The sequence below is a fragment of the Streptomyces aurantiacus genome (assembly GCF_001418335.1).
Classification (GTDB): Bacteria; Actinomycetota; Actinomycetes; order Streptomycetales; family Streptomycetaceae; genus Streptomyces; species Streptomyces aurantiacus.
The window spans coordinates 1-20,773 of the sequence record NZ_LIPP01000124.1 but is presented as its reverse complement, the minus strand read 5'-3'; the positions used below and the strand labels follow the sequence as shown (position 1 = coordinate 20,773).

At 69.8% G+C, this 20,773-nt stretch carries 24 protein-coding genes; 11 read left to right on the top strand and 13 right to left on the bottom strand.

The window, feature by feature from the left end; genetic code table 11:
* Window positions 1-3: 3 nt before the first annotated feature.
* Complete coding sequence (locus tag AOK01_RS17960) at window positions 4-756, bottom strand: SDR family oxidoreductase (protein WP_055512829.1); 753 nt, start codon at window positions 754-756, stop codon at window positions 4-6.
* Window positions 757-851: 95 nt separating this feature from the next.
* Here AOK01_RS17960 and AOK01_RS17955 point away from each other — a divergent pair, with 95 nt between their 5' ends.
* Both AOK01_RS17955 and AOK01_RS17950 read left to right on the top strand, forming a co-directional pair.
* The gene (locus AOK01_RS17955; RefSeq protein WP_055512825.1) at window positions 852-1,496 is read left to right on the top strand and encodes a TetR/AcrR family transcriptional regulator; all 645 of its coding nucleotides are present in this window, start codon (window positions 852-854) and stop codon (window positions 1,494-1,496) included.
* A 438-nt stretch (window positions 1,497-1,934) separates the two neighbouring features.
* Window positions 1,935-3,410 (top strand): sensor histidine kinase, encoded by a 1,476-nt coding sequence (locus AOK01_RS17950; RefSeq protein WP_055512866.1) that lies wholly within the window; start codon window positions 1,935-1,937, stop codon window positions 3,408-3,410.
* A 431-nt stretch (window positions 3,411-3,841) separates the two neighbouring features.
* Here the strand turns inward: AOK01_RS17950 and AOK01_RS17945 are convergent, their stop codons facing one another.
* Both AOK01_RS17945 and AOK01_RS17940 read right to left on the bottom strand, forming a co-directional pair.
* Window positions 3,842-4,099: a WhiB family transcriptional regulator gene (locus AOK01_RS17945; RefSeq protein WP_016639615.1), complete on the bottom strand. Its 258-nt coding sequence runs from the start codon at window positions 4,097-4,099 to the stop codon at window positions 3,842-3,844.
* A 317-nt stretch (window positions 4,100-4,416) separates the two neighbouring features.
* Window positions 4,417-5,385, bottom strand: a complete 969-nt coding sequence (locus tag AOK01_RS17940) for a diacylglycerol/lipid kinase family protein (protein WP_055512823.1) — start codon at window positions 5,383-5,385, stop codon at window positions 4,417-4,419.
* Between the two features lie 137 nt (window positions 5,386-5,522).
* Here AOK01_RS17940 and AOK01_RS17935 point away from each other — a divergent pair, with 137 nt between their 5' ends.
* Window positions 5,523-5,972, top strand: a complete 450-nt coding sequence (locus AOK01_RS17935; RefSeq protein WP_055512821.1) for a hypothetical protein — start codon at window positions 5,523-5,525, stop codon at window positions 5,970-5,972.
* A gap of 116 nt (window positions 5,973-6,088) precedes the next feature.
* On the opposite strand, the gene AOK01_RS17930 is transcribed toward AOK01_RS17935, so the two are convergent.
* From AOK01_RS17930 to AOK01_RS17920, 3 genes are all read right to left on the bottom strand, one after another.
* Complete coding sequence (locus tag AOK01_RS17930) at window positions 6,089-7,213, bottom strand: RNA polymerase sigma factor SigF (RefSeq protein WP_245702296.1); 1,125 nt, start codon at window positions 7,211-7,213, stop codon at window positions 6,089-6,091.
* A 17-nt stretch (window positions 7,214-7,230) separates the two neighbouring features.
* On the bottom strand, window positions 7,231-7,644 hold the full coding sequence (locus tag AOK01_RS17925) for an ATP-binding protein (protein ID WP_055512819.1): 414 nt from the start codon (window positions 7,642-7,644) through the stop codon (window positions 7,231-7,233).
* Between the two features lie 251 nt (window positions 7,645-7,895).
* Window positions 7,896-8,156: a UBP-type zinc finger domain-containing protein gene (locus AOK01_RS17920; RefSeq protein WP_055512817.1), complete on the bottom strand. Its 261-nt coding sequence runs from the start codon at window positions 8,154-8,156 to the stop codon at window positions 7,896-7,898.
* A gap of 61 nt (window positions 8,157-8,217) precedes the next feature.
* Between AOK01_RS17920 and AOK01_RS17915 the strand changes: the two genes are divergently transcribed.
* Window positions 8,218-9,813: a Na+/H+ antiporter gene (locus tag AOK01_RS17915; protein ID WP_055512816.1), complete on the top strand. Its 1,596-nt coding sequence runs from the start codon at window positions 8,218-8,220 to the stop codon at window positions 9,811-9,813.
* On the opposite strand, the gene AOK01_RS17910 is transcribed toward AOK01_RS17915, so the two are convergent.
* From AOK01_RS17910 to AOK01_RS17900, 3 genes are all read right to left on the bottom strand, one after another.
* Complete coding sequence (locus AOK01_RS17910; RefSeq protein ID WP_055512863.1) at window positions 9,810-10,769, bottom strand: 1-aminocyclopropane-1-carboxylate deaminase/D-cysteine desulfhydrase; 960 nt, start codon at window positions 10,767-10,769, stop codon at window positions 9,810-9,812. The genes AOK01_RS17915 and AOK01_RS17910 overlap by 4 nt on opposite strands.
* 77 nt (window positions 10,770-10,846) lie before the next feature.
* Window positions 10,847-11,425 carry an N-acetylmuramoyl-L-alanine amidase gene (locus AOK01_RS17905; protein WP_055512814.1) on the bottom strand — a complete coding sequence of 193 codons (579 nt, stop codon included), beginning with the start codon at window positions 11,423-11,425 and terminating at the stop codon, window positions 10,847-10,849.
* Between the two features lie 169 nt (window positions 11,426-11,594).
* Window positions 11,595-11,828: a hypothetical protein gene (locus AOK01_RS17900; RefSeq protein WP_055512813.1), complete on the bottom strand. Its 234-nt coding sequence runs from the start codon at window positions 11,826-11,828 to the stop codon at window positions 11,595-11,597.
* Window positions 11,829-12,063: 235 nt separating this feature from the next.
* On the opposite strand from AOK01_RS17900, the gene AOK01_RS17895 reads away from it, so the two are divergent.
* From AOK01_RS17895 to AOK01_RS17880, 5 genes are all read left to right on the top strand, one after another.
* Complete coding sequence (locus AOK01_RS17895; RefSeq protein WP_055512812.1) at window positions 12,064-13,470, top strand: family 2B encapsulin nanocompartment shell protein; 1,407 nt, start codon at window positions 12,064-12,066, stop codon at window positions 13,468-13,470.
* 52 nt (window positions 13,471-13,522) lie between these two features.
* Window positions 13,523-14,650: a family 2 encapsulin nanocompartment cargo protein polyprenyl transferase gene (locus AOK01_RS17890; protein WP_055512811.1), complete on the top strand. Its 1,128-nt coding sequence runs from the start codon at window positions 13,523-13,525 to the stop codon at window positions 14,648-14,650.
* A 365-nt stretch (window positions 14,651-15,015) separates the two neighbouring features.
* A complete protein-coding gene (locus AOK01_RS41265; protein ID WP_079103500.1) occupies window positions 15,016-15,279 on the top strand; it encodes a hypothetical protein in 264 nt (87 codons plus the stop codon).
* A gap of 185 nt (window positions 15,280-15,464) precedes the next feature.
* A complete protein-coding gene (locus tag AOK01_RS17885; RefSeq protein ID WP_055512810.1) occupies window positions 15,465-15,878 on the top strand; it encodes a YciI family protein in 414 nt (137 codons plus the stop codon).
* A complete protein-coding gene (locus tag AOK01_RS17880; RefSeq protein ID WP_055512808.1) occupies window positions 15,875-17,143 on the top strand; it encodes an RNA polymerase sigma factor in 1,269 nt (422 codons plus the stop codon). Before AOK01_RS17885 ends, AOK01_RS17880 begins: the two co-directional genes overlap by 4 nt.
* Before the next feature lie 14 nt (window positions 17,144-17,157).
* On the opposite strand, the gene AOK01_RS17875 is transcribed toward AOK01_RS17880, so the two are convergent.
* From AOK01_RS17875 to sodN, 3 genes are all read right to left on the bottom strand, one after another.
* A complete protein-coding gene (locus AOK01_RS17875) occupies window positions 17,158-17,571 on the bottom strand; it encodes a VOC family protein (RefSeq protein ID WP_055512806.1) in 414 nt (137 codons plus the stop codon).
* Window positions 17,572-17,575: 4 nt separating this feature from the next.
* Complete coding sequence (locus tag AOK01_RS17870) at window positions 17,576-17,989, bottom strand: helix-turn-helix transcriptional regulator (protein ID WP_055512803.1); 414 nt, start codon at window positions 17,987-17,989, stop codon at window positions 17,576-17,578.
* 197 nt (window positions 17,990-18,186) lie between these two features.
* Window positions 18,187-18,582, bottom strand: coding sequence for a superoxide dismutase, Ni (gene sodN / locus AOK01_RS17865; protein ID WP_055512801.1), 396 nt, complete (start codon window positions 18,580-18,582; stop codon window positions 18,187-18,189).
* Between the two features lie 145 nt (window positions 18,583-18,727).
* Between sodN and sodX the strand changes: the two genes are divergently transcribed.
* Complete coding sequence (gene sodX / locus AOK01_RS17860) at window positions 18,728-19,162, top strand: nickel-type superoxide dismutase maturation protease (protein WP_055512796.1); 435 nt, start codon at window positions 18,728-18,730, stop codon at window positions 19,160-19,162.
* On the opposite strand, the gene AOK01_RS17855 is transcribed toward sodX, so the two are convergent.
* Window positions 19,066-19,695, bottom strand: coding sequence for a CGNR zinc finger domain-containing protein (locus AOK01_RS17855; RefSeq protein WP_055512795.1), 630 nt, complete (start codon window positions 19,693-19,695; stop codon window positions 19,066-19,068). The two genes, sodX and AOK01_RS17855, sit on opposite strands and share 97 nt — an antisense overlap.
* A 98-nt stretch (window positions 19,696-19,793) precedes the next feature.
* Between AOK01_RS17855 and AOK01_RS17850 the strand changes: the two genes are divergently transcribed.
* A complete protein-coding gene (locus AOK01_RS17850; RefSeq protein WP_055512793.1) occupies window positions 19,794-20,552 on the top strand; it encodes a class I SAM-dependent methyltransferase in 759 nt (252 codons plus the stop codon).
* Window positions 20,553-20,773: the final 221 nt, after the last annotated feature.

Below are 20,773 nucleotides of genomic sequence, written 5' to 3'. Positions count from 1 at the left end.
TGCTCAGGTCAACGAACCTCCCGTCGCGTCCATCCAGTGCCCCGTCACCCACCGGCCCTCGTCCGAGGCGAGGAACGCCACCACGTCGGCGACGTCCGCCGGCGTGCCCACCCGTCCGAGCGCCGATATCGCCGAGGCCTGTGCCCAGGCCTCGTCGCTCGACCGCAGCCAGTCGGCGTTGTTGTCGGTGTCGATGATGCCCGGCGCCACCGTGTTCACCGTGATGCCACGGGGTCCCAGAACCTTGGCCAGATCCCGCGTGAAGATGTCCAGGGCGCCCTTCGTCATCGCGTACGCCATCTTGTCCGGCATCATCGCGGTGCGTGCGAGGCCCGAGGAGATGTTGACGATCCGCCCGCCGTCCCGCAGCCGGGTCGCGCCGAGCTGCGTGATGAAGTGCGGCGCTTTCACGTTCACCGCGAAGACCCGGTCGTACTCGGCCTCGTCGATCTCCTCGAACGGGCGTGACGTGCCGATCCCGGCGTTGTTCACCAGGATGTCCAGACCCTCCGCGTGCCGGTCGAACTCCCGCCACAGCTCGTCCGCGTCGCCGGGCGCTCCCAGCTCCGCTCGCAGCGCGAACGCGTAACCGCCCGCCGCCCGGATCGCGTCCACCGCGGCCTTCGCCGCCGGCTCGTCGCTCCCGTAGTGCACGGCCACCCGCGCCCCGTCCCGCCCGAGCCGCTCGGCGATACCCCGCCCGATGCCCCTGCTGCCGCCCGTCACCAGCGCCGTCCTGCCCGCAAGCACGCCCATGTCAGCCCCCTCCATATTTCCCTAATGGCCGTTACAGAAAAAACCGTACTACAGGGGACGGCCATTTCTCTAGCACCCGCTATAAAATCCACTCCATGGTGAACAGACAGGCAGCCGCCCGGCAGGCCGGGCCGGGATCCGAGGCCAGGCCGCGCGGCCGTGGCCGCCCCCGCTCCTTCGACCGCGAGACCGCGCTGGAGAAGGCGATCCTCGCCTTCTGGGAGCACGGCTACGAGGGGACCTCCGTCTCCGACCTCACCGAGGTCATGGGCATCGGCGCCCCCAGCCTCTACGCGGCCTTCGGCGACAAGCGGTCCCTCTTCGCGGAGGTCGTGACCGCGTACGGCACGAGGTACGGCTCGTTCAGCGACCGCGCGCTCACCGAGGAGCGGACGGCCCGCGCCGCGGTGGCGCGGATGCTGCGCGAGGCCGCGGCGGAGTACACCGAACCCGGCCGCCCGCACGGCTGCCTGGTCGTCCATGCCGCCACGAACTGCACCACCCCCGAGGTGGAGGACTCCCTGCGCGAGCGGCGCAACGCCAACGTCGCCGCCATAGAGAGCCGCATAAAGGCCGGTGTCGCCGCGGGCGAGCTTCCCGCGGACGTGGATACGGCGGCCCTGGCCCGGCACACCGGCGCCGTGATCCAGGGAATGTCCCAGCAGGCCCGGGACGGAGCCACGAAGGAGCAGCTGGAAGCGGTGGCCGAACTCGCCATGCGTGTCTGGCCCTGCCCGTGAACCGCTCGGCGTCCATGTGCGTGGTGGTGAGAGGACGCGAGTTGTCGGATCAGGAGACAACAACAAACATCCGGCAACGCATGGACAGCCGGAGTGGTCTAGTCCAGAATCGTAGGCAAAGCTTGAGCACGCAACTGAATGATCAAGCCAGCTGAGTGATCACAACACTTGACGACCAAGCCTCCGTCTTCCCCGCACAGGAAGACGGATCGAGGAGCCGGCGCTCTCTGCCCTGACTGCACCGGATCCTCATCCTTCGGCCGATCGGGACCGCACACCCCCCGGCCGATGTTGCTCCGGGCTGCGGTGCCGGGAGGGCTGAGGGTCCCTCTCAGGCGCCGCGGCCCGCGGGTGTCTCCGGGTGTCCTCCGGGGGCCTGCGAATGACCGATTTCAAGTCTTGTCGTACGCGGCGGGTACGCTCGCAGACGTGCCCTCCATGAACGACCTCGTACGCCAGCACACCGCCCTCGGTGACTCCGACCTTGAGTGGCTGCATCTGCTGGTCTCGGAGTGGCAGCTGCTCTCCGATCTCTCCTTCGCGGACCTCGTCCTGTGGGTCCCCACCCGTGACGGCACCCGCTACGTCTCGGTCGCCCAGATGAGGCCGAACACCGGCCCCACCTCGTACCAGGACGACATGATCGGACACCTCGTCCCGCGCGGCCGCCGTCCCATGCTGGACGCCGCCCTGGACGAGGGCCGGATCGTGCGCGAGGGCGACCCGGAGTGGCGTGAGGAAGTTCCCGTACGGGTCGAGTCCATCCCCGTCCGCAGAGAGGGCCGTGTCCTGGGGGTCATCGCCCGCAACACCAACCTGCTCACGGTGCGCACGCCCTCGCGGCTCGAACTCACCTATCTGCAGAGCGCGTCCGACCTGGCCCAGATGATCGCGGCGGGCTCCTTCCCGTTCCCCAACCAGCAGGTCGACATGGACGCCTCGCCCCGCGTGGGCGACGGCCTGATCCGGGTGGACGCGGACGGCGTCGTCCAGTACGCGTCACCGAACGCGCTGTCGGCGTACCACCGGCTGGGCCTCGCCGCCGACCTGGTCGGCCAACACCTCGGCGAGACCACCGCGGAGCTCGCCCCCTCCCGGGGCCCGGTGGACGAGGCGCTGGCCAAGGTGGCCAGCGGCTGGGCACCCCGCGAGTTCGAGATCGAGAGCGACGACGGCGTGATCCAGCTGCGTTCGATCCCGCTCAAACCCAAGGGGACACGTGTCGGTTCCCTGGTCCTCCTGCGTGACGTGACCGAACTGCGCCGCCGCGAGCGCGAGTTGATCACCAAGGACGCGACCATCCGGGAGATCCACCACCGGGTGAAGAACAACCTCCAGACGGTAGCGGCCCTGCTGCGCCTTCAGGCCCGCCGCATCGAGTCCGACCGGGGCAGGGAAGCCCTCGAAGAGGCGGTGCGCAGGGTCGGCTCGATCGCGATCGTGCACGAGACGCTCTCTCAGAACCTCGACGAGCGCGTGGAGTTCGACGAAATCGCAGACAGGGTGCTCGCCATGGTCGCCGAGATCTCGCCGGGCAAGGTCGTCGGCCGGCGGACGGGCCGTTTCGGCATACTCGACGCCGAGGTGGCGACCCCGCTCTCCATGGTCCTCACCGAAATCCTGCAGAACGCCCTGGAGCACGGCTTCCGCGAGGGCGAACGGGGCACGGTCGAGGTGTCCGTGGTCCGCGGCGGTACGTCGAAGGAGAACCGACTCCTGGTCACGGTCCAGGACGACGGAGTGGGCCTGCCCGAGGGATTCGACCCGCACCGCTCGGGCAACCTCGGTCTGCAGATCGTACGAACGCTCGTGGAGGGCGAGTTGGGCGGCACCTTCGACATGGTCCCGGCCCCGGAGCGCGGCACGCAGGTCGTGTTGGACATCCCGGTGCAGAGCCCCAAACGACCCGAGTGACCGAAGCCCGTCGAGCGGGCCAGTCTCCCTGAGCGACCTGAGCGACCTGAGTGAGCCGACCGGCTGACTCGACCGGCGGACAAGCCGACCGGCGGACAGCCGCCCGGCTGACCCGAGTAACCAACGTCACGTGAGCCGCCTAAGGAATCCAGGCGGTCCACGCTCTCGTCGACCGCTCTCGGACACCCCGCACCATGACGTCCCGGACACGTTGCGTAACCCTCGTGGGTTGGTTCGGCGGCGCCAGGGGCGCTCGAACAGCCGACGAGTCCACGATCGCAAACAGCAATGAGCCCCGGACCACTGAGTGGTCCGGGGCTCACAGTGTCATTCGGTTGTGCGCATCGGGGGTACTGCGCGCTGCGGCTCGGGGGCGGGAGATGCGTACTCGCTGTACGCGCCGCCAAGCCAGGCTGTCGTGGGGCGGGTTGTCAGGCGGAGGCCTGACGGGCCCTGTTGCGGGCGGCGCGGCGCTTCATTGCGCGGCGCTCGTCCTCGCTGAGACCACCCCAGACGCCGGAGTCCTGGCCGGACTCAAGCGCCCACTGCAGACACTGCTCCATGACGGGGCAGCGACGGCAAACGGCCTTGGCTTCCTCGATCTGCAGCAGCGCAGGACCGGTGTTGCCGATGGGGAAGAAGAGCTCGGGGTCTTCCTCGCGGCAAACGGCGTTATGACGCCAGTCCATGGCTGCTACCTCTCCTTGGTATTACATGCACGTTGCTTGTGAATGTGAACGCTTTCACGAATCCCTCAACAAGTGAAGGGCCGACTACCAGACGGACTGGCGTGGTCCTGGATGTGAGGAGGGGTTCCGGCGCTCTGTGGGGGCGATGTTGCGGCCCGACCCGAGCGCCACGTAGAGACTCGCAAACCTCAGCGGCGGATACAACCCCTTCCGGAAAGTTTTTTTTGATTCCTCGGTGTCGACTAGGTCACAGCCGTACTTCCATGGGGTGGACCCTGGCCTAAACGTTCGAGTGGAAGGACTTTGGCCCGTTCCGCTCACACAATCACACGCAGTGCACGGCGAACGCCTGTGAACGCGACGCTCGTACGCAGTCCGAGGTGGTCGCCGTCCATCTGCAGGGGCAGCGGGACCTTCGAATGCAAGGTGAAGTCGGTCAGATCGTGCAGGGACACCGCGTGCTTGCCATGGGGGCCGCGCTCGGGGGACGAAGTGAGCAACTGGGTGCCATACCGGGCAACCGCGGCCGTCGACATGCGGCTGAGGCCGAGTACGTCGAGGCCGGTATCGAACGAGGCCTTAGGTGACGCGTACACCGGGCGATTGCCCAGATACGTCCACGGAGACGTGTTGCACACTATCGACAGCACCAGATCGGTCACCGGGTCGGAGCCCGGCCGCTCCAGCGTGATGGTGCCGCGGCGCCGGTGGGTCTCCCCGAAGAACTGGCGCATCGCCTGGCGCACGTAGAGAGAGTGCGTGGAGCGTTTGCCGCGTTCGCGGTGCTGTTCGACGCGGCCGACCACGCCGGCGTCGAAGCCGAGGCCCGCGTTGAAGGTGAACCAGCGGGCGGGGACACCCTCGTCGTCGCTGCCCGGGGTGCCCGCGGCGAGACCGAGGCCCACCGTGCGCTCCCGGCCCTCGCGCAAGGCGTCCAGGAGGGCGCCGGTCGCCTCGACGGCGTCGTTGGGCAGGCCCAGGGCGCGGGCGAAGACGTTGGTGGAGCCGCCGGGGACGACGGCGAGGCCGGGCAGCCGGTCGGGGTCGGGGCCGTTGTGCAGCAGACCGTTCACGACCTCGTTGACCGTGCCGTCGCCGCCGAGGGCCACGACCAGCTCTATGTCCTTGCTCTCCGCGGCCTGCCGGCCGAGATCCCTGGCATGACCGCGGTACTCGGTGGTGACCGCTTCGAGCTTCATCTCGCTCGCCAGTGCATGGATCAAGACGTCACGCGTGCGTGCGCTGGTGGTGGTTGCTGCCGGATTGACCACAAGAAGTGCACGCATGCGATGCAGCGTACCTACCGCGCGGTACTCGTCCCATACCGAGGTGAGGATCAGGTGAGAGCGGCGGGACCTGTCGAATGCCCGGCGAAACGCCCCGGGGCCGTGGCCGGACAGGGGTCGAGGGCTACCCTTCACAGGTGAGCTCTGAGCAGAATCCCACCCCGGAAACCGTCGACGCCGAACCCCGCCCCGGGCGGCTGACCGTGGCGGCCGCGCTCGCCGCGCTGGAGGGGCTCGCCCTTGCCGCCGGGGGCGTCTACCTGCTCGTGATGGGCTTCACCGGCCATCCCGACGACCGCCGTCAGGCGGTCACCGGGGGCGTGACGCTGATCGTGCTCGCCCTGCTGCCACTGCTGGCCGCGCGGGGGCTGCTGCTGCGGCGCAGCTGGAGCCGGGGCCCCACGATCATCACGCAGATCATGGCGCTGCCCGTCGCGTACAACCTGCTCCAGGCCGACAGTCTCGCCATCCCCGGGGGGATCGCCCTGGCGGTGGTGGCGGTCGCGACACTGGTGCTGATCCTCAACCCCGAGACCACGAGAGCGCTGGGGATCACCGGGCCGGGCGGAGTGCGGGAGCCCGAGTAGCGCGGACCGGGTCGTGCGGTGCGCCGCGCCCCTCACGGGACGCGAGCTGTTTCACGGGACACGAGCTGCTTACGGGACGCGAGCTTTTACGGGACGCGAGCTGTGCCGCTCACTCCTCACTCCTCCACCAGCAACTTCTCGCGGAGCTGGGCCAGCGTCCGGGCCAGCAGCCGGGAGACGTGCATCTGTGAGATGCCGACCTCCTGGGCGATCTGGGACTGGGTCATGTTCGCGAAGAAGCGCAGCAGCAGGATGCGCTTCTCGCGCGGGGGAAGGTCCTCCAGGAGCGGCTTGAGGGACTCCCGGTACTCGACGCCCTCCAGGGCCTCGTCCTCCGAGCCCAGGGTGTCGGCGACGGCCGGCGACTCGTCGTCCGTGTCGGGGACGTCCAGGGACAGCGTGGAGTACGCGTTGGCCGACTCCAGGCCCTCCAGGACCTCCTCCTCCGAGATGCCCAGCTTCTCGGCCAGCTCGTGCACGGTGGGGGAGCGGCCGTGCTGCTGCGAGAGCTCCGCGGTCGCCGTGGTCAGCGCGAGCCGCAGCTCCTGCAGCCTGCGCGGCACACGCACGGCCCAGCCCTTGTCCCGGAAGTGCCGCTTGATCTCGCCGACGACCGTCGGGGTCGCGTACGTCGAGAACTCGACTCCGCGCTCCGGGTCGAAGCGGTCGACCGACTTGATCAGGCCGATGGTCGCGACCTGAGTGAGGTCGTCCAGCGGCTCGCCGCGGTTGCGGAAACGGCGGGCGAGGTGCTCCACGAGCGGCAGGTGCATACGGACCAGCTGGTTGCGCAGTTCCGCGTACTCCGGGCTGTCGTGGTCCAGCTTGCGCAGCTCGATGAACTTGAGCCGCGCCCCGCTCCTGTTGTGGGGATCGTGCTGCGTACCCGACGCGCCGTTCTCGGCATTTCGTTCGTGCTCGTGCTGCTCGCTCATGATCCCGCCCGTCACCCGCCGCCGCCCTTCCGAGGACGTCCCCCCAGACTCCGTCCGGGGGGACCCCCACTGCGCGGCAACGTCTGGATCCTGTCGCCCGTCGCTGCCGGAAAGCGCCTCGCGCTCGTCCTTGCCGATCGGCTCTCCCCGAGACACCCCGGCCGCCGGGGAACTGTCGTCCTCCGGGTGCGGCCGGGCCTGCTGCTCGGGAATGCCGTCGACGCCCTCCGCCAGGTGCCGGGGCCCGCCGGGGCCGTTCTCGCCCCCGGCGGGGAGTTCCCGTGTGCCGCGCTCTTCGTCCCGCACCGGCCCGTCCCCGTTCCTCACGCCGGCCCGGGTCCCGCGCCGCGCTGTTTGTAGAGGCTGATCGAAACGGTTTTGTCGTCGGCCACCGAGGAGGAGACCTTGCCCGCGAGGGCCGACAGCACGGTCCACGCGAAGGTGTCCCGTGCGGGAGCGTGGCCATCGGTGGTCGGGGCCGAGACAGTCACCTCAAGCGAGTCGTCGATCAGGCGGAAGACACAGCTGAGCACGGAGCCCGGCACCGCCTGTTGCAACAGGATCGCGCACGCCTCGTCCACCGCGATGCGCAAATCCTCGATCTCGTCGAGGGTGAAGTCCAAGCGCGCCGCGAGGCCGGCCGTGGCCGTACGCAGCACCGACAGGTAGGCACCCGCAGCCGGCAGCCGGACTTCCACGAAGTCCTGGGTCGCGGGCTCGCCTGCGATCTGGGACACCCTCACCTCCAAGGTGGTACAAGCTCTTTCGGGGGCCGAGGGTCGCCCCCCGGGGTAACGCGCTACGTGGTTCAGCGGTGACGCTATCGCGCTCTCAGGTTTCCTGTCCCCGGGACCCCAACCCCTTGCTGTCACTCATAGTAAACATATGGATACGCACAGTGGCTAGGGGTCTGCGGGCCCAATTGGGAAGAGCGCGCGCCGGATTGACGTACCCAGACGTCAGACGGTCGAACCGTCCGGAACCCACGTCACACCAGCACATGGTCGACGAAGCACCAGCGCCAGCTCTCACCGGGCTCGAAGGTCCGCATGATCGGATGCCCCGTCTCCTTGAAATGCTCTGTGGCGTGCCGCAGCTGCGACGAGTCGCAGCAGCCCACGTGACCGCAGTCCAGACACAGTCGCAGCTGCACCGGGTGCGACCCCGCCGCCTGGCATTCGAGACAGGTGTCGCTCAGCGGCGCGGGTTCCGTGGGCGGCAGCGCGTCGGCGTGCGTGCACTGTTTCATGATTGCCAGATTACGTCGGGTGTGCGGGAATCCGCGCGGAAACGAAAGCGGGCCTATACCGATGCATGTGATGCCCCTGCTCCTGCTGATCGCGGGCAGCGCCGCGGTGGCGGGCGCCGCGCGCCGTACTCCGGTGCCCGCGCCCCTGCTCCTCGTCGCGGCGGGGCTTGTCGTCTCGTACGTGCCCGGGGTGCCCGAGTACACCCTTGACCCGCACATCGTCCTGCCGCTGCTGCTGCCTCCGCTGCTCTACACGGCCGCCACGGACAGCTCGTACCTCGATCTGCGGGCGCAGCTACGGCCGGTGGCGCTCCTGTCGGTCGGGTACGTGCTGTTCGCGACGCTCGCCGTCGGCTGGGCCGCGTACGTGCTCGTGCCGGACCTGTCGCTCACCGCGGCGCTGGTGCTCGGCGCGGTCGTGGCACCGCCGGACGCGGTGGCGGCCACGGCGGTGGCGCGCCGGGTCGGGCTGCCGTCGCGGGTCACCACGATCCTCCAGGGCGAGTCGCTGGTGAACGACGCGACCGCGATCACCGCCTACAAGGTGGCGCTCGCCGCAGCCGTCGGAGAGGGCGCGACCTGGGCGGGCGGCATCGGCGAGTTCCTGCTCGCGGCGCTGGGCGGCATCGGCGTCGGGCTCGTCCTGATGGTGCCGATCCACTGGATGCGCACCCGTCTGAACGAGGCGCTGCTGCAGAACTCCCTGTCGTTGCTGACGCCCTTCTTCGCGTACGCGGTCGCCGAGCAGGTGCATGCCTCCGGAGTGCTCGCCGTGGTCGTCGTCGCGCTCTACCTGGGGCACCGCAACTGGGAGGTCGACTTCGCGACCCGGCTCCAGGAGGAGGCGGTCTGGAAGATGGTCGCGTTCATCCTGGAGTCGGCGGTCTTCGCCCTCATCGGCCTGCAGCTGCCGGTGATCCTGAAGGGCCTCGGCGCGTACGAGGGGGCGAGTGCCGCCTGGTACGCGGTGGCCCTCTTCGGGATCGTCGTCCTGACCCGTTTCGTCTGGGTGTATCCCGCGACCTTCCTGCCCCGCCTGCTGTCCGCGCGGATCCGGGAACGGGAGGAAAACCCCACATGGAAGGCGCCTTTCATCATCGGCTGGGCCGGGATGAGAGGCGTGGTCTCGCTCGCCATCGCCTTCTCGATCCCGCTCACCGTGGAAGGCGGCGAGGACTTCGCAGGCCGCGACCTGATCCTCTTCCTGACCTTCACGACGGTCATCGGGACACTCGTCGTGCAGGGACTGTCGCTGCCGCCGCTCATCCGCCTGCTGAAACTCCCGCCACGGGACCAGCAGGCCGAGACCCTCGCGGAGGCGAACGCCCAGGCGCAGGCCTCCCGGGCCGCCGAGCAGCGCCTGGAGGAACTCCTCTCCGACGAGCGCAACACGCTTCCACCGCCCCTCGCCGTCCGCCTCCGCGCGGTTCTGGAGCGCCGCCGCAACGCCGTCTGGGAACGCCTCGGCCAGGTCAACACCGTCACCGGAGAAACCGCGGACGACACGTACCGGCGGCTGTCCCGGGAGATGATCGGCGCCGAGCGCGCGGTGTTCGTGAAACTGCGCAACGGCCGCTACATCGACGACGAGATGCTGCGGACCCTGCTGCGGCGACTGGACCTGGAGGAGGCCGCGGCGTTCAGGGAAGCGACCTAGTCAGATGTACCGACCTGGGACTTGGGGCCGACCCGGACAGTGTCGTCCGGGCTGCCCGTGATCACGGCCGCGACCGTCGTCCCGCGCGGGAAAACGCCCTCCTGGGTGAGGGTCAGGAGTCCGTACAGCGACTTGGCGACATAGAGACGTTCGACAGGCAGGTCGTGGCGCCGCTTGAAGTCGGCCGCGAAGGCGTCCAGTTCGGGAGGTGTACGGGCATAGCCGCCGAAGTGGAAACGGTCGTCCAGGGACCAGTCGCCGCGGGGACCGCCGAACGCCGCCTCCTGGAGCGCGCGTATCTCCGCGCCGAGGAAGCCGCCCCTGAGGACCGGTACGCCCAGCGCGCGTTGGCCGGGAGACAGGCCCCCGGCCAGGCCCGCCAGTGTGCCGCCCGTGCCGCAGGCCAGCGCGACGACGTCGGCGTGGCCGCGCAGTTCCTCGCCCAGGGCCGTACAGCCGCGCACGGCAGGGGCGTTGCTGCCGCCCTCCGGGATCACGTACGCCTCCTCGCAGGCGGTCGCGCGGCGCAGGGCGGCCAGGGTCGCCGGATCGCTCTTGCGGCGGTATGTCGATCTGTCGATGAAATGGAGCCGCATGCCGTCCGCCGCACACCGGGCGAGGGACGGGTTGAGGGGGCGGTCGGCGAGCTCCTGGCCGCGGACCACGCCGACGGTGGGCAGGCCCAGGAGACGGCCGGCCGCGGCCGTGGCCCGCAGATGGTTCGAGTACGCGCCGCCGAAGGTGAGGACCGTGCGGCCCCCTGCCGCCAGGAGGTTCGGGGCCAGCTTGCGCCACTTGTTGCCGATCAGCTCCGGGTGGATCAGATCGTCCCGCTTGAGCAGCAGCCGCACACCGCGCCGCTCGAAACGCTCGTCCACGACCTCCTGCAGCGGCGACGGCAGCCGCGGCCGCAGGACGCCGAGGGCAACTGCGTCAGGGGTGTCGGGGCCGGTCACACCCCCATTGTCGGACACCCGTCCGAGCGACACGCGCGGGGCGTGTCACTTCAGCCGCGTATCACTTCAGCTGCGTGTCACTTCAGGCGGTCGCGGATACGGGCCCGCATGGCGGCCATCGTGAAACCGCGCGGGTCGATCTTGCCCGGCTGCCATTCGAGGTGGCCGATCACCGAGCGCTCCGTCCAGCCGTGATGGCGGCAGACCGCCGCGGCGGCCCGCTCGATGGCCTCCAGCTGGGCCTCGGGCCAGGGATCCTTGCCGTCGCCGAGGTTCTCGCACTCGAAGCCGTAGAAATGGCGGTTGCCGTCGGTGTTCGCCTCGTTGTCCGACGGCAGGGCCTTCTCCGCGATGACCGCGCGCAACACGTCGTCGTCGCCGAGGCCCGCGTGATTGGCGCGGCCGTAGCCGACGAGATGGACCCGGCCGTCCTTGGTGATGACGCCGTGACACAACGGGCCCGGTAACCCGCTGTACCCGTCGCGGCAGATCTCGACCGTCCGCCGGCTGCCCGACGTCACTGTGTGATGGATCATCACGCCGTGGACCTGGCCCCACGGGCCCTTGTGATTGCGGTTGTGATGCTCCCAGTCGCCGACCTCGACGACGGTGATTCCTTCCGCCTTGAGCCGGCTCAGAAAGCTGCTCGCGGACATGGGTGGGGACACGGCCGCCTCCTTGCAGGGGACGACGGCCACCTGTCGCAGCCGCCTCGTACCGCGGCTTGTACCCGGAACCGGCCTGGAGGGACCACTTCCTCGCATTCTTCGCACGGTGTGCGAGCCGACCCGGTCAGCGGTCCGAACGGAGCCGCCGACAGGTCGCCTAGGAGCGCAGGAAGCTGTCCCCGTGCGTCGCGATGTGGCTCTCCACCGCCTGGAGTGCCTGCTGCGTGGCCTGCGGAGAGCCACTGCCGCGCCGCTCCGCGAGGTAGGCCGCGCCGAGACTCTTCAGCAGATCACTGCCGGCCCGCTGCGCCTGCACATCGTCGATCTTCTGCTTGCCCTGCGTGATGCCGCGCTGCGCCTGCTCTTTGGCGCGGTCCAGAAAGCCTGCCATGTGCTCTCTCCTCCGTCGTCGGCGGTACTGCTGAATGAACGGGCGGCCCGATCTTGAAGTTCCCGGTCGGAAAGATCCACGAACCCTGGGGAGCGGCCGGCCGAAGCGGTCGGGGGCGCGCGATGTGCCCCGTTTCGCGAAGATCCATTCCCCCTCTTTCGGGTAATAGCACGACCACGGTCCGTGATGGAAGTGTGGTCGCCGCAGCTCATTGCACGATGGGGAGGACATTTTCATGTCGGTAGGCGAAGAGATCCGCGCGGACCAGGACCAGCCGCAGAAGAGTCTCGGCACATCCGCGGCGCGGAACCTGGCCACGACCACCAAGTCCGTACCGCAGATGCAGGAAATCAGCTCACGATGGCTGCTGCGCATGCTGCCGTGGGTGAATGTGCAGGGCGGCACGTACCGCGTGAACCGCAGGCTCAGCTACTCGGTGGGAGACGGCCGCGTCACGTTCGTGAAGACCGGTGACCGCGTCCAGGTCATCCCGGCGGAGCTCGGCGAACTGCCGGCGCTGCGCACCTACGAGGACCAGGAGGTACTCAGCGAGCTGGCCCAGCGCTGCGAGCAGCGGGAGTTCGAGCCGGGCGACGTACTCGCCTCCTTCGGCAGCCCGGCCGAGGAGGTGTTCCTGCTGGCACACGGCAGGGTCGAGAAGGTCGGCACCGGACCGTACGGGGACGACGCCGTCCTCGGAGTCCTCGCCGACGGCTCCTACTTCGGCGACCAGGCGATCACCGACCCGGACGCCATCTGGGAGTACACGGCACGCGCGGCCACCGCGTGCACGGTCCTCACCCTGCCCCGCGCGGACCTCGACCAGATCGCGGAGCGCTCCGAGTCCCTGCGTGAGCACCTTGAGCGGTTGCGCACGATTCCCGAGCAGCGTTCCAACCCGTACGGAGAGAAGGAGATCGACCTCGCGGCCGGCCACACCGGAGAGCCGGCCATCCCCGGGACGTACGTGGACTACGACGCCGCGCCACGGGAGTACGAACTCAGCGTCGCCCAGACCGTGCTGCGCATCCACACGCGCGTGGCCGACCTCTACAACCAGCCGATGAACCAGACCGAGCAGCAGCTGCGGCTCACCGTGGAGGCACTGAAGGAGCGCCAGGAGCACGAGCTCGTCAACAACCGCGAGTTCGGGCTGCTCAACAACTGCGAGTACGACCAGCGGCTCCAGCCGCACGACGGCGTACCCAGCCCGGACGACCTGGACGAACTGCTCACCAGGCGGCGCGGCACCAAGCTGCTGCTCGCTCACCCCCGGGCGATCTCCGCGTTCGGCCGCGAGCTCAACAGGCGCGGGCTCGTCCCCGAGACCCTCGACGTGGCGGGCCACCGCATTCCCACCTGGCGGGGCGTGCCGATGTTCCCGTGCAACAAGATCCCGGTCACCGAGGCCAGGACGACCTCGATCATCGCCATGCGTACGGGAGAGGCCGAGCAAGGGGTTGTCGGTCTCCAGCAGGCAGGAATTCCCGACGAGATCGAGCCGAGCCTGTCCGTGCGGTTCATGGGCATCAGCGAGCAGGCGATCATGTCGTACCTGGTGACGACGTACTACTCGGCCGCGGTCCTGGTGCCCGATGCGCTCGGCGTCCTGGAGAACGTCGAGATCGGCCGCTGGCGGTGAGCTCCGATGTGCCGAGCGTCGTGTTCCCGCCCGCCGGGGCGGGCCCTTGGGCATGGGTGAGTTCATGACGGAGACGCGACAGAACCTGTTACCGGCGGTGGAAGGGCCAGGACCGCACCACGGGTCGGTACCCGTCGGGCGGCACGGTCCGCCCGACGGGCAGGAGGCGGCCGTGATCCTGGAGCGGGCCCGGACATCGGTGGATCCCGAACTGCGCCGGGCCGTCGAGTCGCTGCCCGGTTCGATGCGGCGGATCGCGCTCTACCACTTCGGATGGCAGCACGCGGACGGCACCCCGGCCGCGGCGGACGCGGAGAAGGCGGGGAAAGCCATCCGGCCCGCGCTCGTACTGGCCGCGGCCGGGGCGCTCGGCGGCCAACGGGCGACGGCCGTACGGGCGGCCGCCGCGGTGGAGTTGGTGCACAACTTCACGCTGCTGCACGACGACGTGATGGACCGGGACACCACCCGCAGGCACCGGCCCACCGCATGGGCCGTGTTCGGCGACGCCGACGCCGTCCTCGCGGGGGACTCCTTGCAGGCACTGGCCCATCGGCTGCTCGCCGAGGATCCGCACCCGGCGTCCTCGGCGGCGGCCGCCCGGCTCGCGAGCTGTGTCGTCGAGCTGTGCGCGGGACAGCACGCGGACACCGCGATGGAGCGTCGCTGTCCCGACGACATCACGCTCGACGAGGTGCTCGCCATGGCCGAGGCCAAGACGGGCGCGCTGCTGGGGTGCGCGTGCGCGCTCGGTGCGCTGTACGCGGGCGCCGACGACGCGGATGTCGAGGCACTCGACGCGTTCGGGCGCGAGGCCGGGCTCGCCTTCCAGTTCATCGACGACGTGATCGGCATCTGGGGAGATCCGAGGCGTACCGGCAAGCCGGCCGGGGCGGACCTCATGGCCCGCAAGAAGTCCCTGCCCGTGGTCGCCGCGCTCGCCTCCGGCACACCGGCCGGGGCCGAACTCGCCGAGCTGTACCGGGTTCCCTACCGGGACGGCGATCTGGGGCGCACGATCCTCGCCGTCGAGCGGGCGGGTGGGCGCGACTGGGCCCAGGCCCAGGCCGCCGAGCGGATGGCACGGGCCCTGGACCACCTGTCCCGTGCCGTCCCGGACCCGGAGGAGGCGGGAGGTCTGCTGTCGCTGGCGGAGTTCGTGACACGCCGGAACACCTGACGGGGAGGCGCCGGAGCGGAGCAAGGAGGGAAAGAGCAGGAGGCATGCAAGGGCAGGAGACACGTATCGGGGGATCGGCGCGCTGTCTCCATGGGGCCATCCGAATTGGGCCACGGGGCCACCCGAATGGGGCCATGTGAACGGTGCGGCTCTCGTGGCCGTTTTCCGAGGCGCCGGGGTTCTCCATGTCGTGCGGCACCTGACGGCGCGGCGAGGTGGAGGGTCTCCGGTTACGGCGGGCCCCGCGCATCCCCACGGTGTGCGGGACCCGCCACCCCTGCACACGGACCCCCGCACGGGCGATCCCCAGTTCCGGGGCCGCCGCTCGGCTGTCGGCCCGGCTCCGTCCGCAATATCCTGGATCCATGGCCAGCGATGAATCCGTCTGTCCGGTCTGCAAGCAGCCCGTCGACATGGTCGTGCGTCGGCACAAGACCCTGGGTGTCTTCGTGCCCGTGTGGGGCTCCGGCCCCTGCCGTAACCCCCGGTGTGCCAGTTACGAAGAAGGTGAGGAATCCGGGAGGCCCGAGGTGAAGCCGGCCTCGGCGGTCTCCGAAGCAGGACCCGTGCCCATGGCCGAGCCGGGGCAGCCCGGGGAACCCCGGGCAACCATGGAACGGGATTCCTGAACCCGGGACCTGGGGTTCCGGACAGCCGCTTCCGCCTGCGAGGAGGTTGTCCTTCGCGGTGCCGCGAAGGTCCGAGAAGGTCGGCGAAAAGTTTTTTCGCGTGTGTGTAGAGAACCGCGGATCCGCTCCGACGTTCCCTGTGAGAACCGCCCACCACGGGCGGCCCCGACCGAAGGAGCGGACCCATGAAGTACCTCGTGATGATCCAGGGCACCCAGGCGGACTACGAGGCGCAGGCCGGCAAGGGCTCCGCCGGTGCGCCCGCCTGGACCGAGCAGGACATGCAGGCGATGTTCGCGCACATGAGCGCGATCAACAACGACCTCGCCGAGACCGGTGAGATGGTCGACGGCAACGGTCTGACGCCGCCGGCCCAGGCCCGGTTCGTCGAGCCCGGCCCGGACGGAAAGCCCGTGATCACCGACGGGCCGTACAGCGAGACCAAGGAAGTGCTCGCCGGCTACTGGGTCCTCGACTGCGTCAGCCTGGAGCGGGTCACGGAGATCGTCGGGCGGATCCTCGAAAGCCCCGTCCCCGAGGGCACGCAGCGGTACCCGGTCGTCATCCGGCCGCTCTTCGACGGCGGCGGCGACGTGTGAGCGGTCCCCCGAGACGCCCGTCGGGACGCACGACCGAGATCGAGGGCCTGCTGCGCCAACACGCGCCGCAGGTCCTCGGCGCGCTCGTGCGGCGGTACGGACACTTCGACTCCGCCGAGGACGCCGTACAGGAGGCGCTGCTCGCGGCGGCCGGACAGTGGCCCGAGAGCGGGGTGCCGGAGAACCCGCGCGGTTGGCTGATCAAGGTCGCCTCGCGGCGGCTCACGGACGTGCTGCGCAGCGAGGAGGCCCGGCGACTGCGGGAGGAACGGGCGGCGGCGCTCACTCCGCGCGACGCGTTCACGGCGCCGCCGCCGGGGGCCGCCCGCGCCCCGTCCGAGGACGACACGCTCACTCTGCTCTTCCTGTGCTGCCACCCCGACCTCACCCCGCCCGCGCGGATCGCCCTCACGCTGCGCGCGGTGGGCGGTCTGACGACCGCCGAGATCGCCCGCGCGCATCTGATGCCCGAGGCGACGATGGCGCAGCGGATCAGCCGGGCCAAGCAGAAGGTGAAGGGCGCGAGCTTCGGGCGCCCCGAGAACTGGGAGGAGCGGCTGCCGACGGTCCTGCACGTCCTGTACCTGATCTTCAACGAGGGGTACACGGCCACCTCAGGGACGGCGCTCCAACGGGCCGAACTCGCGGGCGAGGCCATCCGGTTGACCCGTACGACGCATCAACTGCTGCCCGGTTCCCACGAGGTCACCGGCCTGCTCGCGCTGATGCTGCTCACCGATGCCCGCCGGGCCGCGCGCACCGGCCCGCACGGCGAGTTGGTGCCGCTCGGCGAACAGGACCGGACGCTGTGGGACAAGGCGGCGATCGAGGAGGGCGTGGCGCTGGTGACAGGCGCCCTGACCCAACGAGGGCCGGGTCCCTACCAGGGCCCCGGCCCCTACCAGTTGAGGGCCGCGATCGCCGCCGTCCATGACGAGGCCGCCTCGCCCGACGACACCGACTGGCAGGAGATCCTCGGCCTCTACGACATCCTCGTCGGGCTCGTGCCCGGCCCCGTCGAACGGCTCAACCGCGCGGTGGCCGTCGCGATGGTCCACGGACCGCAGGCGGGCCTCGCCGCACTGGCGCCACTGGAAGCCGAGTTGGCGACGGGTCACCGTCTCGACGCGGTCCGCGCCCACCTCCTGGAACGCGCCGGTGACACCGAAGCCGCCCGCGCCGCCTACGAGTCGGCGGCCGACAAGACCCTCAGCCTCCCCGAACAGCATTACCTCAGGACCCGAGCCGCCCGCCTGCGGCCGTAGCGTGGCGTGGGCTCTCACCCCTTGCGCTGGGTGAAGCGCAGCAGGTTGCCCGCGGGGTCGCGGACCGCGCAGTCGCGGACTCCGTACGGCTGGTCCATCGGCTCCTGGAGGATGTCGGCATCCGCGGCGAGCAGTCGTTCGTACGTCGCGTCGCAGTTCTCCGTGGTGAAGATGACGCCCCGGAGCAGCCCCTTGGCCAGCAGCTCGGCCACGGCCCGCCGGTCCTCCTCCGGGGCGTTCGGATCGGCCAGGGGCGGTTCCAGGACGATCTCCACGTCCGGCTGGAGCGGGGGACCGACGGTGACCCAGCGCATGCCCTCGAAACCGACGTCGTTACGGACCTCAAGGCCCAGCACGTCACGGTAGAAGGCCAGCGCACGATCGTGGTCGTCGACCGAGATGAAGCACTGCGAGATTTTCAGGTCCATGGCTTCACGCTAGAGGCTTCGCCGCGGCGCGGCGCACCGGTCGCGTGTACATCTTCGCCACGCACGCAGGGATTGCCGCTCCCGGTTCGTGCGACTCCGCCCGGTACGCGCTCGGAGTCCGACCGACCAGCTCCGTGAAGCGGGAGCTGAACGAACCGAGCGACGTACACCCCACCGCGAGGCAGACCTCCGTGACGCTCAGGTCGCCGCGCCGGAGCAGCGCCTTCGCGCGCTCGATGCGGCGCGTCATCAGATAGCCGTACGGCGTCTCCCCGAAGGCCGCCCGGAAGCTGCGCTGGAAGTGGCCGGGCGACATCAGCGCGGTGCGCGCGAGCATGGACACGTCCAGCGGCTCGGCGTACTCACGGTCCATCCGGTCACGTGCCTTGCGCAGCCGGACCAAGTCCTCCGTCGTCATGCCCTCAGCATTCCACGCCCCACTGACAGGGGCCCTTGAGCGTTCCTCGGCCCTCTCGGCGGCCTCAGCCCCTGGTACGGAAGACGACCGCACCCGGACCGCTCCGGACGCCGTGTTCGGCGGCCCGCGGACCGGGTGCGGTCAGGAGAGCTGCGGTCCGGGCGATGCGACCGCAGGTCAGAAAGCATGACACCAGGTCAGGCCTTCTTCGTCTCCCAGAAAATCTTGTCGATCTGGGCGATGTAGTCCAGCGCCTTCTGGCCCGTCGCCGGGTCGGTCGAGGCCTTCGCGGCCGAGAGGGCCTTGAGGGTGTCGTTGACCAGCTGGTGCAGCTCCGGGTACTTCTCGAAGTGCGGGGGCTTGAAGTAGTCGCTCCACAGCACCGAGACGTGGTGCTTCGCGAGCTCGGCGCGCTGCTCCTTGATGACGGTGGCGCGGGCCTGGAAGTGCGCGTCGTCGTTGGCGCCCATCTTCTCCTGGACGGCCTTCACCGACTCCGCCTCGATACGGGCCTGGGCGGGGTCGTACACACCGCAGGGCAGGTCGCAGTGTGCGCTGACCTTGACCTTGGGGGCAAACAGGCGGGAAAGCATTGAGCTGTCCTTCCTCGTGATCGTCTTCTCAGGTGGGACATTACTCCGTGAGTGACGGGTTTTCGCGAGTGCCCCCATGGGCTTAGGACAAAAGTCCGGGGTCAGACTGGGACTCGTGGAGGATAGGACCGGGGAGGTGCCGGGGATGCCGGAGCTGTCGCAGGAGACCGAGCGCGGAAGGGCTGTCCTGCCCTTCGGGACCGCCGAGGTGACGGGGCCGTCCATGGTGCCCACGCTGCATCACGGGGATCTCCTCGTCGTGCAGTACGGGGCCAGGGTCAGGCCCGGTGACGTCGTCGTCCTGCGCCATCCGTTCCAGCAGGACCTGCTGGTCGTGAAGCGCGCGGCCGAGCGGCGCGAGGGAGGCTGGTGGGTGCTGGGCGACAACACGTACGCCGGCGGTGACAGTACCGACTACGGAACCGTGCCCGAGGAACTCGTCCTCGGGAAGGTGCGGTTCCGGTACCGCCCGCGGAAGAAGGGTCAGCGCTCGCCGTTCGCGCTCGCGCGCTGGCTGCTGTCGGCCGCCCGGCCGGTGCTCTCCGGCCGGTCCGCCTCCAGGCGTTTTCGCGCACGGTAGGCGGCGACGTTCGCCCGGGTGGCGCAGCGGTCCGAGCAGTAGCGCCGGGAACGGTTCGTCGACGTGTCGAGGTAGGCGTTGCGGCACGGTGCGGCCTCGCACAGGCCCAGGCGGTCCACGCCGTACTCGGTGAGGTGGAAGGCCAGCCCCATCGCGGCGATCGCCGCGTATCCCGCGGTCGCGTTCGACGGGTGATCCGCCAGGTGCATGTGCCACAGCGGGCGGCCGTTGTCGTCCCGGATGTCGTGGCCCGAGATCTGCGGGCTGACCGGGAACTCCAGCAGCAGTGAGTTCAGCAGGTCCACGGCGAGCGTCTCGTCGTCGGTGTCCGCCGCCTCGAAGACCGCGCGCAGCCGGGCCCGTACACCGCGGAAGCGGGTCACGTCTGAGTCCGTGGCGCGGCGGGCCGCCGACGCGTTGCCCCCGAAGAGATCACGGATGGCGTCGACCGAGGTGAGCGTGTCCGTGCCCCGGGCCGGCTCCTCGCTGTTGACGAGACGGACGGCGTAATCCGAGTAATAGGCCAGTTCCACTTGTAGTCCTTACGGAGGCGCTCTAAGGTCGTGGTGCGGACACTGTAATGGCTAATGCTGCCTTCAGGGTATTACATCTGAAGCGGAAAGGGGCTTACATGACGACCACCCTCGGATCCGACTGGCACGCGTGGCAGGAGAGCTGGGACCGGCAGCAGGAGTGGTACATGCCGGACCGTGAGGAGCGCTTCCGGGTCATGCTCGACATGGTCGAGGCGCTGGTGGGCCCCGAACCACGTGTCCTGGACCTCGCGTGCGGTACGGGAAGTATCACGGCCCGGCTCTTCGAAAGGTTCCCGAAGGCGGTCAGTACCGGCGTCGACCTCGACCCGGCGCTCCTGGCCATCGCCGAGGGCACGTTCGCGGGCGACGACCGGGTCACGTTCGTCACGGCGGACCTCAAGGACCCCGACTGGCCGTCCCGGCTGCCGTACGACTCGTACGACGCCGTGCTCACGGCGACCGCCCTCCACTGGCTGCACAGCGAGCCTCTCACGGTCCTCTACGGGCAGGTCGCCGGACTCGTCCGCGACGGCGGGGTGTTCATGAACGCGGACCACATGATCGACGAGACGACCCCGCGGATCAACGCGGCGGATCGCGCGCGGCGGCACGCGCTCATGGACGGGGCCAAGGCGGCCGGTGTCCTCGACTGGGCCGAGTGGTGGCAGCTCGCCGCGCAGGATCCTGTCCTCGCCGAACCCACCGCGCGCCGCTTCGAGATCTACGGGGAGCATGCCGACGGGGACACTCCCTCTGCCGAGTGGCACGCCCGGGCTCTTCGGGGGGCGGGGTTCGCGGAGGCTCGTGGGGTGTGGCGCTCGCCGTCGGATGCGCTGGTCCTGGCGCTCAAGTAGCCACGGTCCTCGCCCCCCGCCGCCCTTACCCTTCCCGTCGCTTCTGGGGGCTGCGCCCCCAGACCCCCGCATCGCGCTGAACGCGCTCGTCCTCAAACGCCGGACGGGCTGAAAAACAAACGCCGGACGGGCGCGCGAAGCAGGATGCCGGGCGAGCTGAAAGGCAGGGGCGCAGCCCCGCCTTTCAGGGGCGCGGGGAACTGCGCGACCAGCCCCCACCC

What these genes read in the sequence shown, in the direction of transcription:
- AOK01_RS17960 (WP_055512829.1), bottom strand. Translation starts at nt 756, where the DNA reads ATGGGCGTGCTTGCGGGCAGGACGGCGCTGGTGACGGGCGGCAGCAGG.
- AOK01_RS17955 (WP_055512825.1), top strand. Translation starts at nt 852, where the DNA reads ATGGTGAACAGACAGGCAGCCGCCCGGCAGGCCGGGCCGGGATCCGAG.
- AOK01_RS17950 (WP_055512866.1), top strand. Translation starts at nt 1,935, where the DNA reads ATGAACGACCTCGTACGCCAGCACACCGCCCTCGGTGACTCCGACCTT.
- AOK01_RS17945 (WP_016639615.1), bottom strand. Translation starts at nt 4,099, where the DNA reads ATGGACTGGCGTCATAACGCCGTTTGCCGCGAGGAAGACCCCGAGCTC.
- AOK01_RS17940 (WP_055512823.1), bottom strand. Translation starts at nt 5,385, where the DNA reads ATGCGTGCACTTCTTGTGGTCAATCCGGCAGCAACCACCACCAGCGCA.
- AOK01_RS17920 (WP_055512817.1), bottom strand. Translation starts at nt 8,156, where the DNA reads ATGAAACAGTGCACGCACGCCGACGCGCTGCCGCCCACGGAACCCGCG.
- AOK01_RS17915 (WP_055512816.1), top strand. Translation starts at nt 8,218, where the DNA reads ATGCATGTGATGCCCCTGCTCCTGCTGATCGCGGGCAGCGCCGCGGTG.
- AOK01_RS17905 (WP_055512814.1), bottom strand. Translation starts at nt 11,425, where the DNA reads ATGTCCGCGAGCAGCTTTCTGAGCCGGCTCAAGGCGGAAGGAATCACC.
- AOK01_RS17900 (WP_055512813.1), bottom strand. Translation starts at nt 11,828, where the DNA reads ATGGCAGGCTTTCTGGACCGCGCCAAAGAGCAGGCGCAGCGCGGCATC.
- AOK01_RS17895 (WP_055512812.1), top strand. Translation starts at nt 12,064, where the DNA reads ATGTCGGTAGGCGAAGAGATCCGCGCGGACCAGGACCAGCCGCAGAAG.
- AOK01_RS17890 (WP_055512811.1), top strand. Translation starts at nt 13,523, where the DNA reads ATGGGTGAGTTCATGACGGAGACGCGACAGAACCTGTTACCGGCGGTG.
- AOK01_RS41265 (WP_079103500.1), top strand. Translation starts at nt 15,016, where the DNA reads ATGGCCAGCGATGAATCCGTCTGTCCGGTCTGCAAGCAGCCCGTCGAC.
- AOK01_RS17885 (WP_055512810.1), top strand. Translation starts at nt 15,465, where the DNA reads ATGAAGTACCTCGTGATGATCCAGGGCACCCAGGCGGACTACGAGGCG.
- AOK01_RS17875 (WP_055512806.1), bottom strand. Translation starts at nt 17,571, where the DNA reads ATGGACCTGAAAATCTCGCAGTGCTTCATCTCGGTCGACGACCACGAT.
- AOK01_RS17870 (WP_055512803.1), bottom strand. Translation starts at nt 17,989, where the DNA reads ATGACGACGGAGGACTTGGTCCGGCTGCGCAAGGCACGTGACCGGATG.
- sodN (WP_055512801.1), bottom strand. Translation starts at nt 18,582, where the DNA reads ATGCTTTCCCGCCTGTTTGCCCCCAAGGTCAAGGTCAGCGCACACTGC.
- sodX (WP_055512796.1), top strand. Translation starts at nt 18,728, where the DNA reads ATGCCGGAGCTGTCGCAGGAGACCGAGCGCGGAAGGGCTGTCCTGCCC.
- AOK01_RS17850 (WP_055512793.1), top strand. Translation starts at nt 19,794, where the DNA reads ATGACGACCACCCTCGGATCCGACTGGCACGCGTGGCAGGAGAGCTGG.